This is a genomic window from Streptacidiphilus alkalitolerans (assembly GCF_042511045.1).
Lineage (GTDB): Bacteria > Actinomycetota > Actinomycetes > Streptomycetales > Streptomycetaceae > Streptacidiphilus > Streptacidiphilus alkalitolerans.
This window is the reverse complement of the sequence record NZ_JBHEZX010000006.1, coordinates 72,802-89,247: the sequence shown is the minus strand read 5'-3', so window position 1 is coordinate 89,247 and position 16,446 is coordinate 72,802. Positions and strand designations below refer to the sequence as shown.

Genomic DNA, 16,446 nt, shown 5'->3' with positions numbered 1-16,446 from the left:
CAGTCGGCCGATCACTCTGTGAGACGATTCGGCAACTCCTCCGCTCCGGTCCGCTCCAAGGAGTGATCATCTATGGGTCCGCATCCCGCGGTGGCCGCGATACGCCTGGCAGTACGCCGGGTGCTCAACGACATCGCCGCCCAGGTACCTGACACCTTCACCGCTGCCCACAACCCCGTCCCCTCGGCGAGGCCCGCGTTCCGCCCGGTCGGCGACGTCGACCCGCGCCACGCCAAGCTCCGCACTCCCCGCCCCCGTCCGGCCCCGGACGCCCCGCTGGTCCTGGTCGCCTGCAGCGGCGGGGCGGACTCCATGGCGCTCGCCGCCGCCACCGCCTTCGAGGCGGCCAAGCTCGGCCTGCGGGCTGGCGCGGTGACGGTCGACCACGGCCTGCAGCGCGGCTCCACCAGCCGCGCCGTCGAGGTGGCCGGCCGGCTCCGGGCCCTCGGCCTGGACCCGGTGGACGCCCTGGGCGTCCATGTCGGCCGGGACGGAGGGCCCGAGTCCGCCGCCCGCGACGCCCGCTACGCCGCCCTGGACAGCGCCGCCGAACGCCACGGCGCCAGCGTCGTGCTGCTCGGCCACACCAGGGACGACCAGGCCGAGACCGTGCTGCTGGGCCTGGCCCGCGGCTCGGGGCCGCGCTCGCTGTCCGGGATGGCCGCCGCCACCGGCCGCTACCGCCGCCCCTTCCTCGACCTCGACCGGGCGGTCACCCGCCAGGCCTGCGCCGTGCTGGACCTCCCGGTCTGGGACGACCCGCACAACATCGACCCCGCCTACACCAGGGCCCGGGTGCGCCACGAGGTGCTGCCGGTGCTGGAGAAGCACCTCGGCGGCGGTGTGGTCGAGGCCCTGGCCCGTACCGCCCGGCTGTTCCGGGACGACGCCGACGCGCTGGACGCCTGGGCGGTCCAGGCCGAGGCGGAGGCCACCACGGACGAGGGCCTGGACGTCACCCGGCTGGCCGCGCTGCCGCCCGCCGTGCGCCGCCGGGTGCTGCGCCGCGGCGCGATCCGGGCCGGCAGCCCGCCCGGCGACCTGTTCGCCCGGCACCTGGAGACCATGGACCAGCTGGTCACCGACTGGCACGGGCAGGGCCCGCTGCACCTCCCCGGCGCGGTCGAGCTGCGCCGCCGCTCGTCCCGGCTGGCCTTCCGCCGCATGTAGCCAGCAGGGCGTATGGCAAGGTTGTGGCGGTAGAGACCGGATCTCCAGCACTTGAGACTCCAGATTTTAAGGACGTACCGCGGGTGGACGAGAAGGACATGGGCAGCGACCTTGCGAAGGTGCTCATCAGCAAGGACGAGATCGACGCCAAGCTGGTCGAGCTGGCGGAGCTGATCGACCGCGACTACGCCGGGCGGGAGCTGCTGATCGTCGGCGTGCTGAAGGGCGCGGTGATGGTCATGGCCGACCTGGCCCGCACCCTGCACAGCCCGGTCACGATGGACTGGATGGCCGTCTCCTCCTACGGCATGGGCACCAAGTCCTCGGGCGTGGTCCGCATCCTCAAGGACCTGGACACCGACATCAACGGCCGGGACGTGCTCATCGTCGAGGACATCATCGACTCGGGCCTGACCCTGTCCTGGCTGCTCAGCAATCTGCAGTCGCGCGGACCCGCCTCGCTGGAGGTCTGCACGCTGCTGCGCAAGCCCGACGCGGCCAAGGTCTCGATCGACGTGAAGTACGTCGGCTTCGACATCCCCAACGAGTTCGTGGTGGGCTACGGGCTCGACTACGCCGAGAAGTACCGCAACCTCCCCTTTGTCGGCACACTCGCGCCGCACGTCTACGGTGGCTGATTCGGGAACAGGGGAGGGTTTCCCTCCGTTGGACCCGGTGAAAGGCCGTTCGACACCGGTACGCGACCGTCCCGTGGACATCTCATGGGGACTGTCTGCTGTACCGTCCAATAATCCGCTGTCTTCGATTGACGGTGGATGACCAACCGGTCGAGGTCATACATAGGACGCGTCCCACGGTTCAGTCCGGGTGACGCCGCACAGTGGCAGGAGGGACGGGGCGGCTGATGTCGCCCCGCATGGATGGACGTGAAGCGATACTTCCGTGCGCCGGTGATGTGGATTCTGCTGGCCGTCCTCGCCGTCGTCGTGCTGATGCAGGTGGTGTCCTCCTCGGCCGGTTACAAGACCGAGGACACCAGCAAGGTCGTTTCGACGATCAGCAGCGGCCAGGCGAAGTCGGTACAGATCACCACCGGCGACAGTCAGATGATCAAGGTTCAACTCAAGGACGGCCAGAAGGTCGACGGGTCGAGCCAGATCCAGGCCCCCTACGCCTCCGACGCGTACATCGCGGGACTGCAGAACACCCTGCAGCAGGACGTCGCGAACAAGACCATCGACAGCTACACGGTCAAGATCGACAAGCAGAACGCCTTCGTCGGCCTGCTGCTGTCGTTCGGTCCGATCGTGCTGATCATCGTGGTCTTCCTGTTCCTGATGAACCAGATGCAGGGCGGCGGCTCGCGCGTCATGCAGTTCGGCAAGTCCAAGGCCAAGCTGATCACCAAGGACACGCCCAAGACGACCTTCGCGGACGTCGCCGGCGCCGACGAGGCGGTCGAGGAGCTCCACGAGATCAAGGAGTTCCTGCAGGAGCCGGCCAAGTTCCAGGCCGTCGGCGCCAAGATCCCCAAGGGTGTGCTGCTCTACGGCCCGCCCGGAACCGGCAAGACCCTGCTGGCCCGCGCGGTCGCGGGTGAGGCCGGGGTGCCGTTCTACTCGATCTCGGGCTCCGACTTCGTCGAGATGTTCGTGGGTGTCGGCGCCAGCCGGGTCCGCGACCTCTTCGAGCAGGCCAAGGCGAACGCCCCGGCGATCGTCTTCGTCGACGAGATCGACGCGGTCGGCCGCCACCGCGGCGCCGGCCTCGGCGGCGGTCACGACGAGCGCGAGCAGACCCTCAACCAGCTGCTGGTCGAGATGGACGGCTTCGACGTCAAGGGCGGCGTGATCCTGATCGCGGCGACCAACCGCCCCGACATCCTGGACCCGGCGCTGCTGCGCCCGGGCCGCTTCGACCGCCAGATCGCCGTGGACCGTCCCGACCTCACCGGTCGGTTCGACATCCTCAAGGTGCACCAGAAGGGCAAGCCGGTCGCCCCGGACGTCGACCTCATGGTCGTCGCCCGCCGCACCCCCGGCTTCACCGGTGCCGACCTGGCCAACGTCCTGAACGAGGCAGCCCTGCTCACCGCCCGCGGTGACCGGAAGCTGATCGACAACCTCACCCTGGACGAGGCGATCGACCGCGTCGTGGCCGGTCCGCAGAAGCGCACCCGGATCATGTCGGAGAAGGAAAAGAAGATCACCGCGTACCACGAGGGCGGACACGCCCTGGTCGCGGCGGCCTCGCCGAACAGCGACCCGGTGCACAAGGTCACCATCCTGTCCCGCGGCCGGGCCCTGGGTTACACCATGGTGCTCCCGGACGAGGACAAGTACTCGACCACCCGCAACGAGATGCTGGACCAGCTCGCCTACATGATGGGCGGGCGCGCGGCGGAGGAACTGGTCTTCCACGACCCGACCACCGGCGCGTCCAACGACATCGAGAAGGCCACCGCCACCGCGCGGGCCATGGTCACCCAGTACGGCATGACCGAGCGGCTGGGTGCGATCAAGTTCGGGACCGACAACTCCGAGCCCTTCCTGGGCCGTGAGATGGGCCACCAGCGCGACTACTCGGAAGAGGTCGCCGGGCTGGTGGACGAGGAGGTCAAGAAGCTGATCGAGAACGCCCACAACGAGGCCTGGGAGATCCTGGTCGAGAACCGGGACGTGCTGGACAACCTGGTGCTGGAGCTCCTTGAGAAGGAGACCCTGAACAAGGAGCAGATCGCGACGATCTTCGCCGACCTGGTGAAGCGTCCGGCCCGTCCGGCCTGGACCGGTTCCGCGCGGCGGACCCCGTCCACCCGGCCGCCGGTCCAGTCGCCGAAGGAACTGGCGCTGACCAACGGCACCGCCCAGCTCGAGGGGCCGCCGTCGATCGTGGACATCACCAAGCTCCCGCCGCTGCAGGAGCCGAACGAGAGCTGATGCTCCCCGCCGGGAATATCCCGGAATGTGTGCCGCTGCCCCAGGGTTCTAACCTTGGGGCAGCGGCATTGCTGCGCCGCGCCGCCGAGCCGCCTAGTGGAGGAGACCCATGACCGACCCGGTGACCATCGAGGAGACTCCCGGACTCGTTCGGGTGTTCGACCAGAAGCGTGCCGAGGACGCGGTCCGGGAGCTGCTGATCGCGGTCGGCGAGGATCCCGAGCGCGAGGGGCTGCGGGAGACCCCGGCCCGGGTGGCCCGTGCCTACCAGGAGATATTCGCCGGCCTCTGGCAGCAGCCGGAGGACGTGCTGACCACCACCTTCGACCTGGGCCACGACGAGATGGTGCTGGTCAAGGACATCGAGGTGACCAGCGTCTGCGAGCACCACCTGGTGCCCTTCCGCGGTGTGGCCCATGTCGGCTACATCCCCTCGCACAGCGGCAAGATCACCGGCCTGTCCAAGCTGGCCCGGCTTGTGGACGTCTACGCCCGCCGCCCGCAGGTGCAGGAGCGGCTGACCACCCAGGTGGCCGACTCGCTGATGCGGATCCTGGAGCCGCGCGGGGTGATCGTGGTGATCGAGTGCGAGCACATGTGCATGTCGATGCGCGGCATCCGCAAGCCCGGGGCCAAGACCATCACCTCGGCGGTGCGCGGCCAGCTCCGGGACGCGGCCACCCGGGCCGAGGCGATGAGCCTGATCATCGGCCGCTAGGCCCGGGCCGGGAACCTCTGCCCGGGAAGCCCTAGCCGGGAACGGCGGGCTGTTCCGCCACCGGGCGGTGCTGCGGGGCCGGACGGGCCTGCCGGCTGGCCGCGGCGGAGGCGGAGGCGGTGGCCGAGGCACGGGGCGCGGGCGGCTCGGCGACCGGGCCGGGCGGCAGCAGCTGCCGGCTGATCCAGGTCAGCGCGGGCCCCAGCTCCAGCTGCCAGGTGGTGAAGTTGTGGCCGCCGCTGGACAGCACCATCGGCGTGGCCTGCATCGGCGGCCGGACCAGCCGCAGGAACTCCTCGGTCGCCGGATAGTCCCGCTCGCCGTGCGCGGTGGTCGCCACCAGCACCTTGACGTTCGGGGCCGCCAGGTTCCGCAGCCGCCAGAGCAGGTTGTAGCTGTTCAGCAGGCTGGTCCTGGCCGGGCCCGCGGGGCCGAACAGGGTCCCGGTCTGCCCGGTCTCGTAGTCGCTGTACTCCCCGCCGAGCGAGACCGCGGCGCCGAACATGTCCGGGTGCCGCATCGTGGTCTCCAGGGCGCAGGTGCCGCCCTCGGAGAAGCCGATCAGCCCCCAGGCGCCGGGCTCCGGCCTGACCCGGTAGGCGGACCGCAGCGCCGCCCGGTAGTCGCCGCTGAGATAGGTCTCCACCTTCGGCCCGCCGACCACGTCCACGCAGTCGGTGTCCCTGGGCGGGGCGACGGTCTGCGAGATCAGCACCACGACGGTGGCCTGCATCCGCCCGGCGGCCATCTGCTTGGCGGCGCCCTGCTGCAGCTTCAGCACCGCGAGCACCCCCTGGATGCTGCCCGGATAGCCGACGTAGGAGGTCAGCACCGGGAAGGCGGTGTGCTGGAACCGGGCCTGGAAGTACTGGGGCGGGAGGTAGACGTACGCCTGCTGGCTGATCCCGCTGCGCGTGCCGACCACGGTCACCGCGTCGTAGCGGCCCACCTGGTCGGCGGGGCCCTGCGGGAGCCCTGGCTGCCGCCGCAGCGCGGCGGAGTCCGCGGCCAGCACCAGCTTGCTGCCGTGCAGGCTCGCCGCCTGCTCCTCGCCGCTGGCCCGGCCGATGGTGACGGTCCCGTCGGAGCCGCCGACCAGGTCGTGCCAGGTGGGGTAGAAGTCGCCGTAGGAGTTGAGCATCAGCGCGACCAGCAGCACCACCGAGAGCTGCGAGGCGAGGATCATGCCGAGCCGGGCGGCGATCCAGTGCACACCGCGCCGGGCCAGCCGGGGCCAGAGCCAGACCGTGGCGCAGACGCAGACCAGGGTCAGCAGCCCCGCCGCGTACTCCAGCCTGCTGCTGGTGAGATCCATGGCCAGTGTCCCGCGCTCTCCTGTGCTCCACGCACCTCCGATGCCCATCGGCATGAACGGAACCCATCCTGCTGCCTGCCGGCCCCGAGGGGCAGCCAGGAGGGCGGGAAGGCCCCCGAACGGGTGAGGGGACGTCAGGAATCGCTGCCGGCGACCGGGGTGAACGGCGCGGCCAGCCGGGCCGACATCCAGCGCAGCGCGGACGGCGTCTCCCGGTTCCAGGTGCCGAAGTTGTGGCCGCCCTCGGGCAGTATCAGCGTGGAGGACTCGGTCGGTGAGGTCGCCGCCGCGGCGAAGGCCATGGTGGCGGCATAGTCGGGCTCGCCCTTCAGACTGCTGGCGACCAGCAGCGAGACCGGCGGGTGCGGCAGGTGCTTCAGCCGCCACATCAGGTCGTTCTCCTGCCGCAGCCGCTGGCTGCCGCCGAAGAGGTCGCCGGTGGTGCTGTCCTCCGCGGACTTGTAGTAGCCGGAGAGCGAGGCGGCGACGTGGAACGACTCCGGGTGGCGCATGGTCAGCTTCAGCGCGCAGTAGCCGCCGGTCGAGTCGCCGATCACCCCCCAGGCGTTGGCGGAGGTCTCGGCCCGGTAGTGCGAGGCGATGGCCTGGTGCAGGTCCTTGGTGAAGAAGGTCTCCGCCTGCGGGCCGCCGGGCACGTCCTGGCACTCGGTGTCCCTGGGCATGGCGACCGAGGGGCGCATCAGCACCAGGATGGTGGGCTTCATCTCGTTCTCGTGGATCGCCTGCGCCGCCACGGTCGGGTACTTCATCCGGGTGACCAGGCTCTGCGCGTTGCCGGGGTAGCCGGTGAACACCACGATCACCGGGAACGAGGTCCTGGCGTAGGCGGGCTCGTTGTACTGCGGCGGAAGGTAGACGAAGCCGGGTTCGGTAAGACCGGTGCCTGAACCGTGGATGGTGACCTGCTCCACCGTGCCGCCGCCGTCGCTGGTGCCGGGCAGCTGCAGGGCGACCGGCTTGCTGTCGGTCACGTCCACCGAGGCCCCGCCGCTGCCCGTGCCGTCGGTGCTGCCGGTACCGCCGGTGCCGCTGGGACGGACCGCCCCACCGTTGATGGCGACCGGGCCGCTCTGGTCGGTGCCCAGCAGGTCGGCCCAGGAGCTGTAGAAGGCGCCCCAGTTGTTGGCGGCCAGGGCGATCGCCAGCAGCGTCAGCAGCTGGCTGGCCAGCAGGGTTCCGATCCTGGCCAGCATGGCGCGCCAGTTGCGACCGCTGAGACGGGGCCAGAGCCAGACCGTCGCCGCAAAGCAGAGCACCGCGAGAACCGCGACGAGTATCTGCAGTTTTTGGCTGGTCAGTCCCATGTCCACATCCTGTTGTGCGCAGTCGATCGCCACCTTTACGGAGCTCCAGACGTTCAAGCATGCCTGGGAGGTTGCTGTGATTTTGTCGTTCTCGCCCCGTTCGGTCGAAACTCATGCCTGAGGCGGACGCACTCCTACTGTGGTCTGACCGAAGTCCTTACCGGACCATCTACCCTGTTCACCCATGAGCGAGCAGCAGGCCACCGAGAGCCACCAGCGCAAGGGCATCCAACTGCCCAGGGTCTCCCGTCCATGGGTTCCCTCGGCGGTGGGCTACGCCACGGCACTGGTCGGACTGGGGGACATCGCCGGCGCGGTGGCCCCGCACTTCAAGGGCAGCCGGGTGCACGAACTGGCCAGCCTGCTGCCGGGCACGGTGACCACGGTGGCGACGGCCGCGTCCCTGGTCGTGGGCATTCTGCTGATCATGCTGGCGCATGCGCTGCGGCGCCGGAAGCGGCGGGCCTGGCAGGCGGTGGCGGTGCTGCTGCCGGTGGGATTCCTGCTGGAGGCACTGCGCTGGCACCACACCGGTACCGCGGCGGTCACCCTGGTGGTGTTCGTCGTCGTACTGCTGAATCGACGTGAGTTCTACGCGCTGTCGGATCCGCGTACCCGCTGGCGGGCGCTGTGGAATTTCCTCGGCATGTCGGTGCTCAGTTTCGGGCTCGGTCTGGTGATTGTCAGTTCGCACGCCAGGACCACCCTGGGATCTCCCAGTTTCGGCGACCGTTTCTGGCAGGTCGCCTGGGGTCTGCTGGGGATCGGCGGCCCGATCCACTACACCTCGGACCGCACCAGCGACCTGGTCTACTACTCGCTCGCCGGGCTCGGCCTGCTCACCGCGGTCAGCACGGTGTGGCTGGCGACCAAGCCGTCCAAGCCGGTGGCCGAGCTCAGCACGGAGGAGGAGGCGCAGGTCCGGGGGCTGCTCACCCGGCACGGCGCCCGGGACTCGCTGGGCTACTTCGCGCTGCGCCGGGACAAGAGCGTGATCTTCTCGCCCAGCGGCAAGGCCGCCATCGCCTACCGGGTGGTCTCCGGGGTGATGCTCGCCTCGGGCGACCCGATCGGCGACGTCGAGGCCTGGCCCGGGGCGATCAAGCTGTTCATGGACGAGGCGCACCGCCACGCCTGGGTGCCCGCGGTGATGGGCTGCAGCGAGACCGGCGGCGAGGTGTGGACCCGCGAGGCCGGACTGGACGCGCTGGAGATCGGGGACGAGGCCATCGTCGAGGTGGCGGACTTCTCGCTGGAGGGCCGGGCCATGCGCAACGTCCGGCAGATGGTGAAGCGGGTCGAGCGGTCCGGCTACACCTGCCAGGTGCGCCGGGTAGACCAGCTGGGCGAGGCCGAACTGGTGGCGATCCGTCATGCCGCCGACGCCTGGCGCGGAACCGAGACCGAGCGCGGCTTCTCCATGGCGCTGGGCCGCTTCGGCGACCCCGCCGACGAGGGCTGCGTGGTGGTCACCGCGCACAAGCTGCCGGAAGGCGCGCCGGCCGGGAGTTCGGACATCCGCGCGGTGCTGCACTTCGTGCCCTGGGGCCCGGACGGGATCTCGCTGGAGCTGATGCGCCGGGACCGGGACGCCGACCCCGGCCTGAACGAACTGCTGATCGTCAAGGCACTGGAAGCCTGCCAGGGACTGGGCGTCAGCCGGGTGTCGCTGAACTTCGCGATGTTCCGCTCGGCGCTGGCCCGCGGCGAGCGGATCGGCGCGGGCCCGGTGCTGCGGGCCTGGCGCGGACTGCTGGTGTTCCTGTCGCGCTGGTTCCAGATCGAGTCGCTGTACAAGTTCAACGCCAAGTTCCGCCCGATCTGGGAGCCCCGCTTCCTGGTCTACCCGACCGCGAGGGACCTGCCCAGGATCGGCATCTCCGCCCTGCAGGCGGAGGCGTTCATCGTGATGGAGCCGCCGAAGTTCCTGAGGCGGCGACAGAAGGCGGTTGCTGCACCCTCGAAGCCGAGGCTGGGTGGGGCGGAGTTGTCGCAGCCCTGAGAATGGCTCCATGAACGCGTACAAGAGCCCCTTGCCAGGTGTGGACGACTGGGGTCGCTGCGGGGTGATGGGGATCGTCAACGTCACCCCCGACTCCTTCTCCGACGGGGGGCTGTGGCTGGACCCGGGCAAGGCGGTGGCGCACGGCCTGGAGCTGGCCGCCCAGGGCGCGGACGTGGTGGACGTCGGCGGCGAGTCCACCCGGCCCGGCGCCGTCCGGGTCACCCGCGAGGAGGAACTGCGCCGGGTGCTCCCGGTGGTCCGCGGCCTGGCCGAGGGCGGGGTGCTGGTCAGCGTGGACACCATGCGCGCGGACGTGGCCGAGGCCGCGGTGGACGCGGGGGCGCGGATCATCAACGACGTCAGCGGGGGGCGCGCGGATCCCGGAATGATCCGGGTGGCCGCTCGAACGGGTGTCCCCTTCGTGGTGATGCACTGGCGCGGGCAGTCCGCAGGTATGGATGAGCTGGCAGGCTACGGCGATGTCGTGGGCGAGGTCATCGAGGAAGTGGAGCGCCAGATGGACGCTGTGGTCTCCGGCGGGGTCGACCCCGCCCAGGTGATCGTCGACCCCGGACTCGGCTTCGCCAAGACCAGGACGCACGACTGGGCCCTGCTGGCCAGGCTCGACGCCTGGGCCCGGCTGGGCCGCCCGGTGCTGGTCGCCGCCTCCCGCAAGCGGTTCCTCGGCACCCTGCTCGCCGACCCGGCCTCCGGCGACCCCCGTCCGCCGCGGGCCCGGGACGCGGCCAGCGCCGCGGTCTCGGCGCTCGCCGCCGCCCAGGGCGCCTGGGCGGTCCGCGTGCACGAGGTCCCGGCCAGCGCGGACGCGGTCCGGGTCGAGGCCGCGCTCAGGGCCGCCCGGGGCGGTGCGCTGTGACCACCTCCGACGACATCGCGGCGGTCGAGGTCGAGGCCGCCAACGCGGCCCTCTACGCCGCCCTCGAGGCCGGCGACCTGGACGCGCTCACCGACGTGTGGGTCTCCGGCGCGGACGCCGACGACGTCCGCGGCGCGGTCTGCGTCCACCCCGGCTGGCCGGTGCTGCGCGGACGGGCCTCGGTGCTGCGCTCCTACGCCCTGATCATGGCCCACACCGAGTACATCCAGTTCTTCCTCACCGACGTGGAGGTGGAACTGGCCGGCGATGTGGCACTTGTCACCTGCACCGAGAACATCCTCTCCGGCGGGGAGGCCGAGGAGGAGGGCGAACTGGGCCCGCTGGTCGGGGGAAGGGTGGTCGCCACCAACCTGTTCCGCCGTACCGCCGAGGGCTGGCGGCTCTGGTCCCACCACGGATCACCCGTCCTGACCAGCGGGCCGGACGAGGAATAGGCGCGGGCCGGACGGGTGCTGTCAGTGCCGCGGGGTACGTTTGGTGCCGTCCGGGCAGCGTTGCCCGAAAAAGCTTGAGTGGAGTGATTCGATGCTGGACCGTGTCGCGGTGCGGGGCCTGCGTGCCCGTGGACACCACGGTGTCTTCGCTCATGAACGCGAGCAGGGACAGACCTTCGTGGTGGACCTGGTCATGGGCGTCGACACCCGGCCCGCCGCGTCCGGCGACGACCTCACCCGCACCGTCCACTACGGGATCGTCTCCGAGGAGGTCGTCGCGGTCATCCAGAGCGACCCGGTGGACCTGATCGAGACCCTGGCGCAGCGCATCGCCGACCAGTGCCTGAAGCACGAGGCGGTACAGGAGGTCGAGGTGACCGTGCACAAGCCGGACGCCCCGATCACCGTGCCGTTCGACGACGTGACCATCACCATCGTTCGGAGCCGCGGATGAGCAGCGATCCCACCACCACACCCGTGTCCCCCGAGGTCGAGCGGCAGGTCGACTCCGCCGACAGCACCCTGCACAACCCGCGCAGCGCCGTGGTGGCGCTGGGCAGCAACCTCGGCAACCGGCTGGACACCCTGCAGGGCGCGATCGACGCGCTGGAGGACACGCCGGGGGTCCGGATCAAGTCCGTCTCCGCGGTCTTCGAGACCGAGGGCGTCGGCGGCCCGGAGAACCAGCCCAACTACTTCAACGCGGTGCTGGTGCTGCGCACCACGCTGCCGCCGCACTCGCTGCTGGAACGCGCCAACGCGGTCGAGGACGCCTTCGGCCGGGTCCGCGAGGTCCGCTGGGGAGCCCGCACCCTGGACGTCGACATCCTGGCCTACGAGGGCGTCGAGCTCGACGCGCCGGAGCTGACCCTGCCGCACCCGCGGGCCCACGAGCGGGCCTTCGTGCTCGCCCCCTGGCTGGACGCCGACCCGGACGCCGAGATCCCCGGCCACGGGTCCGTCGCCGACCTGCTGCGCCGTGTCGGCGAGGAGGGAGTGCAGCGACGCAAGGACGTCTCGCTGCACCTGCCGGAATAGCTGACGGCGACGGGTAGGCTCAACGTCAGTTCGTCGGTCGGCACCGTTTGTTGATCGTGGATGCGTTGGTGGTTGGAGCGAAGGGGAGATCTTGAAGGCGCTACGCCCTGTCGTGCTGCTCGGGATCACCCTGGTCGCAGGGGTGCTCTCCTGGGCCGGATCCCAACTGTGGAACTCGGTGGGCTCGCTGCCCGGCGTCCCCGCCGCCGCCCCGATCGTGCTCGCGGCCGTCGCGGTGGTGCTCGGCGCCACCGCGTACTCGCTGCGCGGCCGGCTCAAGGCCCAGCGGGAGCGGGTGCCGGGCGCCAAGGGCGTCGACCCGCTGTCGGCCGCCCGCGCGGTGGTGCTCGGTCAGGCCAGCGCCCTGGTCTCGGCGCTGGTCACCGGGATCTACGGCGGGATGGGCGTGTTCCTGCTCACCATGGGCGACGCGGTGGCGGCCCGCCGCGGCCAGTCGCTGACCGCGTTGTTCGCGGTGCTGGCCGGAATCGCGGTGATGGCGGCCGGGCTCTGGATCCAGTACATCTGCCGGCTCCCTGACGACCCCGACGCCGAGACCGTCGGCGGCCGGACCTCGGCCGACCGGTCCTAGCGCAGAAAACAGTCACGCAGGGGAGTCCTTCGTGGACCCGATGTCACGGTCCACTGCTGTCAAGACCGTCTTTGCGGCCTCACGAGACATGGTTGCGCAAGTCACGCTAGATTTCTGGCCATGCCACGTGGTCGCCATCGCCAGTCCTCGCCTCTGAGCAGGCTTCTTCCCCCCACCGCCTGTGGAGTCCTGGCCATTGCCTCGCTCATAGCCGCGGTCTTCACCGGTGATCCGGCGGTGCTGCGGACCCTGGTCGTGGCCGCGTCCGTCGGCGCCTTCGCCGGCGCGGTGCTGCTGCGGCTGCGCGAGCACGCCGGCGACGTCGAGCTGGAGGCGGAGATCGCCGCGAGGTCGCGCGACGAATCCCGCTTCGAGGACCGCGTGGCCGAGTTGGAGTACCAGGCGGAGACGGCCGAGGAGCAGGTGAAGCGGCTGGAGCGGCGACTGCTCGCCCAGCGTGCCCAGATCACCCGGATCGAGTCCGAGAACGCCAGGCTGCTGCGGGAGCGGGCGCGGGCGGCGGCCGAGGAGATCGCGCGGGAGGCCGAGCAGGCTCGCCTCCGCGAGGTCACCGCACGTGGGACACGCCCCACACCCACCGCCTACCTCAAGGCCGCGGCGGCGCTCCGCGGCCTCGAACGCAGGGCGGCCGTGGGCCAGGCTCAACGCATTGCGGCGAACGCCGCCACAGTCACCCCACGAAGCGTCACCCCGCAGGCGGCTGCACCGCAGGCCGAGGGGCAGCAGGGGGCTGCACCGCAGGCCGAGGGGCAGCAGGGGGCTGCGCCGCAGGCCGGTGCTTCGCGGGAGACCGCGCCGCAGGCGGCTGCGCTGCAGATTGGCGCTCAGCAGAGCGGTTCGCCGCAGGCCGAGGGACAGCAGGCAGATGCCGCGCAGGCCGTAGGCCAACAGGCGGCTGCGCCGCAGAGTGGTGCGCCGCAGGCGGGTGGCCCGCAGGGCGTGGGCTCGCTGGCTGGTGCTCCGCAGGAGACCGCGCCGCAGGGCGTTGGCCAGCAGGCAGTTGCCGCGCAGGGTAGTGCTGGCCAGCAGGCGGGTGCGCCGCAGGGCGAGGAGCAGCAGGCGGTTGCTGCGCGGGGCGTGGGTCAGCAGGCCGGTGCGCCGCAGGCGGGTGGCCCGCAGGGGGCCGGGGCGCAGGTAGGGGTGCACCAGGCGGCGCCGCAGGCGGTTGTGGGGGGCGAGGCTGCTGCCGTGTCTGCCGCGCCGTTGCCTTCGGCACTGGACGCGCTTGCCGCACGGCAGCACCCGGTGCAGGAACGTCCCGCCACCCCCGCGTCGGCGACTCCGCAGGGGCCGGCCTGGGCGCGGGCGGCGCTCCCGCCGATGCGGCCGGCCTCGGCCGTGCTGCCGACGGCACTGACGCGGCCCAGCCGCCAGTCGCGGGACCTGCTGCGCAAGGACGCCGGCAGCAGCGGCACCTTCAACTTCTTCAGCCGCCAGGAGGCGGCCATCTCCACCGGCCTCGGCGACCTCGCCGACGTCGTCGGGGACGAGGCCGCCGCCGCGCAGTCCCGCTACGCCGGTGAGGCCCCGGCGGCGGAGCCGACCCCCGGCGCGGGCACGCTGCCCGACCCGGTCCACGACCGCGAGGCGCAGGCGGAGGCGGAGCTGGTGGACCTGACCGCCGACGACGAGACCGAGCCGATCGACGTGCGGGCCCTGCGCGCCATCTGACCGTGCGCCATCTGACCAGAGGTCACTTGTCGATGTCGCCGACGACGAAGAACATCGAGCCCAGGATCGCCACCATGTCGGCGACCAGGGTGCCCGGCAGCAGCTCGGCCAGGACCTGGATGTTGTTGTAGGACGCGGACCGCAGCTTCAGCCGCCACGGCGTCTTGTCGCCGCGCGAGACCAGGTAGTAGCCGTTGATGCCGAGCGGGTTCTCGGTCCAGGTGTAGGTGTGGCCCTCCGGGGCCTTCAGCACCTTGGGCAGCCGGGTGTTGATGGGGCCGGGCGCGGCGGCGTCCAGCCGGTCCAGGCAGGCGTCGGCCAGGTCGAGCGAGTTGTGCACCTGGTCGAGCAGGCATTCGAACCGGGCCAGGCAGTCGCCCTCCTGACGGGTGGCCACCTTGAGCACGTCGCCCAGTTCCGCGTACCCGAGGTACGGCTCGTCCCGGCGCAGGTCGAAGTCGACGCCGGAGGCCCGGGCGATCGGCCCGCTCACCCCGTAGGCGTGCACGAACTCCGGGGCGAGCACGCCGACGCCCCGGGTGCGGGCGCGGAAGATGTCATTGCCGAGGACCAGGTCGTCGAACAGGCCCATCCGGCCGCGCAGCGCGGCGACCGTGGCGCGGACCCGTCCGTACCACCCGGCCGGGAGGTCCTCCTTGAGGCCGCCGACCCGGTTGAACATGTAGTGCATCCGGCCGCCGGAGGCTTCCTCCATCACGGCCTGGAGCTGCTCCCGCTCGTGGAAGGAGTGGAAGATCGGGGTGATCCCGCCCAGCTCCAGCGGGTAGGAGCCGATGAACATCAGGTGGTTCAGCACCCGGTTCAGCTCGGCCAGCAGGGTGCGGGTCCAGGTGGCCCGCTCCGGGACCTCCATGCCGAGCATCCGTTCGACGCCGAGCACCACGCCCAGCTCGTTGGCGAAGGCCGACAGCCAGTCATGACGGTTCGCCAGCATGATGATCTGACGGTAGTCACGGGCCTCGAACAGCTTCTCCGCGCCCCGGTGCATATAACCGACCACCGGCTCCGCGGCGGTGATCAGCTCGCCGTCGAGGTGCAGCTTGAGCCGCAGCACGCCATGGGTCGAGGGGTGCTGCGGGCCGATGTTCAGCACCATGTCGGTGGTGCCCAGCTCGGTGGCCGCCCCGGCGCCGATCCCGACCATGGTCTCGCGCGTGCTACTCGTCATGGGGCAAGAGTGTGCCATTCCCGGGGCAGCGGGATCCCCACCGACTGGATACCCCAGCCGAAGCCGCCGAGGCCGCCGCTCGCGGTCAGCTCCGCCGCCTCCCCGGCGGCGGCCAGCGCCCGGACGTAGCCGGCCGGGTCGCTGGACGCCAGGGCGAGCGGGGGGCGGGCGCCGCTGAGGCCGAGCAGCCGCAGTGCGTCCCGCTGCGTTGTCCACAGGCTGTGGACAACGCCCGGGTTCGCGGCCAGAGAGGCGTCCAGGCAGGCGTCCAGGGCCACATGGGAGGTCAGGTCACAGCTCCCGTCCGGGACCGGACGCACCTCGCGGCCCTCACGGAAGGCGGCCAGGGTGCCGAACGGCGGGCGGGAGCCGCTGCGGTGGGCGTAGTCGACGGCCACCGCGACCCCGCGGCCCAGCGAGGCCACCGCCTCGGCCCAGGCCCGGTCCCTGGGCAGCCCGATCTCGGCCCGGAAGCCCGGTTCGGCGTGCTCGGGGCCGAGCGGCCACCAGCGGTCCAGCCAGGCCGCGTCCGCCCCCGCCACCGGCTCGCCGAGCTGCTCGTCCCCGGTCGCCGGGCAGACCCGCAGCAGCCGGGGCACGCCCTCGTGGTCCACCTCGGCGATCTCCACCGGCACGTTGTCCAGCCATTCGTTGGCGAACAGCAGACCGGCCGCGGCCGGTTCGATCCGGTCGGACCAGTGGATCCAGGACGGCAGGCGCTCCGGGCGCGGCGCCTTCTCCACAGCGCGCAGCACCAGCCTGCGCGCCAGCTCCGGCGCCTCCGCGCGGGCGTGCGCGCCCAGCGCCACCAGCAGCTCCGCGCGCCCCGCACCCATATCGGTGACCACCAGCTCCGCCGGACGGCCCAGTGCCTGGTCCAGCTGCCGCAGCAGGGTGAGCACCGCTCCGGCGAACAGCTCCGAGGCATGCACGGAGGTGCGGAAGTGCGCCGCGGGCCCGGACGGCCGCACAAAGAAGCCGCCGTCCCCGTACAGCGCCTGCTCGGTCGCCTGCCGCCAGCCGCGCCACGCCCGGTCCACCTGGTCACCATCCACCGCTGCACCCTACGGGCCGGCAGGGCCGGGACCGGAACCGGAACGCTTCTCCGACCTGCGGAGGACGCCCAAGTCAGCCCGGCGGGGGACCCTGGAGCGGTTCCGTCTGCCTAGG

The 16,446-nt window shown here is 71.4% G+C and carries 15 protein-coding genes; 11 read left to right on the top strand and 4 right to left on the bottom strand.

Annotated elements, in window-relative coordinates; genetic code table 11:
- Window positions 1–72: 72 nt before the first annotated feature.
- From tilS to folE, 4 genes are all read left to right on the top strand, one after another.
- The gene (tilS, locus tag ACEZDG_RS15495; RefSeq protein WP_380508820.1) at window positions 73–1,170 is read left to right on the top strand and encodes a tRNA lysidine(34) synthetase TilS; all 1,098 of its coding nucleotides are present in this window, start codon (window positions 73–75) and stop codon (window positions 1,168–1,170) included.
- A 98-nt stretch (window positions 1,171–1,268) separates the two neighbouring features.
- Window positions 1,269–1,808 (top strand): hypoxanthine phosphoribosyltransferase, encoded by a 540-nt coding sequence (gene hpt / locus ACEZDG_RS15490; protein ID WP_380509806.1) that lies wholly within the window; start codon window positions 1,269–1,271, stop codon window positions 1,806–1,808.
- 243 nt (window positions 1,809–2,051) lie between these two features.
- A complete protein-coding gene (ftsH, locus tag ACEZDG_RS15485; protein WP_380508817.1) occupies window positions 2,052–4,070 on the top strand; it encodes an ATP-dependent zinc metalloprotease FtsH in 2,019 nt (672 codons plus the stop codon).
- 109 nt (window positions 4,071–4,179) lie between these two features.
- Entirely contained in the window at window positions 4,180–4,788 is a 609-nt protein-coding gene (folE, locus tag ACEZDG_RS15480) for a GTP cyclohydrolase I FolE (protein ID WP_380508814.1), read from the top strand.
- Window positions 4,789–4,819: 31 nt separating this feature from the next.
- Here folE and ACEZDG_RS15475 read toward each other — a convergent pair whose 3' ends face one another.
- Together ACEZDG_RS15475 and ACEZDG_RS15470 are read right to left on the bottom strand one after the other, a co-directional pair.
- Window positions 4,820–6,103 carry an alpha/beta hydrolase gene (locus tag ACEZDG_RS15475; RefSeq protein ID WP_380508811.1) on the bottom strand — a complete coding sequence of 428 codons (1,284 nt, stop codon included), beginning with the start codon at window positions 6,101–6,103 and terminating at the stop codon, window positions 4,820–4,822.
- A gap of 134 nt (window positions 6,104–6,237) precedes the next feature.
- The gene (locus tag ACEZDG_RS15470; RefSeq protein WP_380508808.1) at window positions 6,238–7,428 is read right to left on the bottom strand and encodes an alpha/beta hydrolase; all 1,191 of its coding nucleotides are present in this window, start codon (window positions 7,426–7,428) and stop codon (window positions 6,238–6,240) included.
- Window positions 7,429–7,612: 184 nt separating this feature from the next.
- On the opposite strand from ACEZDG_RS15470, the gene ACEZDG_RS15465 reads away from it, so the two are divergent.
- From ACEZDG_RS15465 to ACEZDG_RS15435, 7 genes are all read left to right on the top strand, one after another.
- A complete protein-coding gene (locus ACEZDG_RS15465) occupies window positions 7,613–9,430 on the top strand; it encodes a phosphatidylglycerol lysyltransferase domain-containing protein (RefSeq protein WP_380508804.1) in 1,818 nt (605 codons plus the stop codon).
- Between the two features lie 10 nt (window positions 9,431–9,440).
- Complete coding sequence (gene folP, locus ACEZDG_RS15460) at window positions 9,441–10,310, top strand: dihydropteroate synthase (protein WP_380508801.1); 870 nt, start codon at window positions 9,441–9,443, stop codon at window positions 10,308–10,310.
- A complete protein-coding gene (locus tag ACEZDG_RS15455) occupies window positions 10,307–10,765 on the top strand; it encodes a nuclear transport factor 2 family protein (protein WP_380508799.1) in 459 nt (152 codons plus the stop codon). The genes folP and ACEZDG_RS15455 overlap by 4 nt, the downstream gene beginning before the upstream one ends.
- A gap of 94 nt (window positions 10,766–10,859) precedes the next feature.
- A complete protein-coding gene (folB, locus tag ACEZDG_RS15450; RefSeq protein ID WP_380509803.1) occupies window positions 10,860–11,219 on the top strand; it encodes a dihydroneopterin aldolase in 360 nt (119 codons plus the stop codon).
- The gene (gene folK, locus ACEZDG_RS15445) at window positions 11,216–11,803 is read left to right on the top strand and encodes a 2-amino-4-hydroxy-6-hydroxymethyldihydropteridine diphosphokinase (protein WP_380508796.1); all 588 of its coding nucleotides are present in this window, start codon (window positions 11,216–11,218) and stop codon (window positions 11,801–11,803) included. Before folB ends, folK begins: the two co-directional genes overlap by 4 nt.
- A gap of 91 nt (window positions 11,804–11,894) precedes the next feature.
- A complete protein-coding gene (locus ACEZDG_RS15440; RefSeq protein ID WP_380508793.1) occupies window positions 11,895–12,395 on the top strand; it encodes a DUF3180 domain-containing protein in 501 nt (166 codons plus the stop codon).
- A 120-nt stretch (window positions 12,396–12,515) separates the two neighbouring features.
- Complete coding sequence (locus ACEZDG_RS15435; RefSeq protein WP_380508790.1) at window positions 12,516–14,087, top strand: hypothetical protein; 1,572 nt, start codon at window positions 12,516–12,518, stop codon at window positions 14,085–14,087.
- 22 nt (window positions 14,088–14,109) lie between these two features.
- On the opposite strand, the gene ACEZDG_RS15430 is transcribed toward ACEZDG_RS15435, so the two are convergent.
- Window positions 14,110–15,276 (bottom strand): NADH-quinone oxidoreductase subunit D, encoded by a 1,167-nt coding sequence (locus tag ACEZDG_RS15430; protein WP_380508787.1) that lies wholly within the window; start codon window positions 15,274–15,276, stop codon window positions 14,110–14,112.
- Entirely contained in the window at window positions 15,273–16,331 is a 1,059-nt protein-coding gene (locus ACEZDG_RS15425; RefSeq protein ID WP_380508784.1) for an SAM-dependent methyltransferase, read from the bottom strand. Before ACEZDG_RS15425 ends, ACEZDG_RS15430 begins: the two co-directional genes overlap by 4 nt.
- Window positions 16,332–16,446 lie beyond the last annotated feature (115 nt).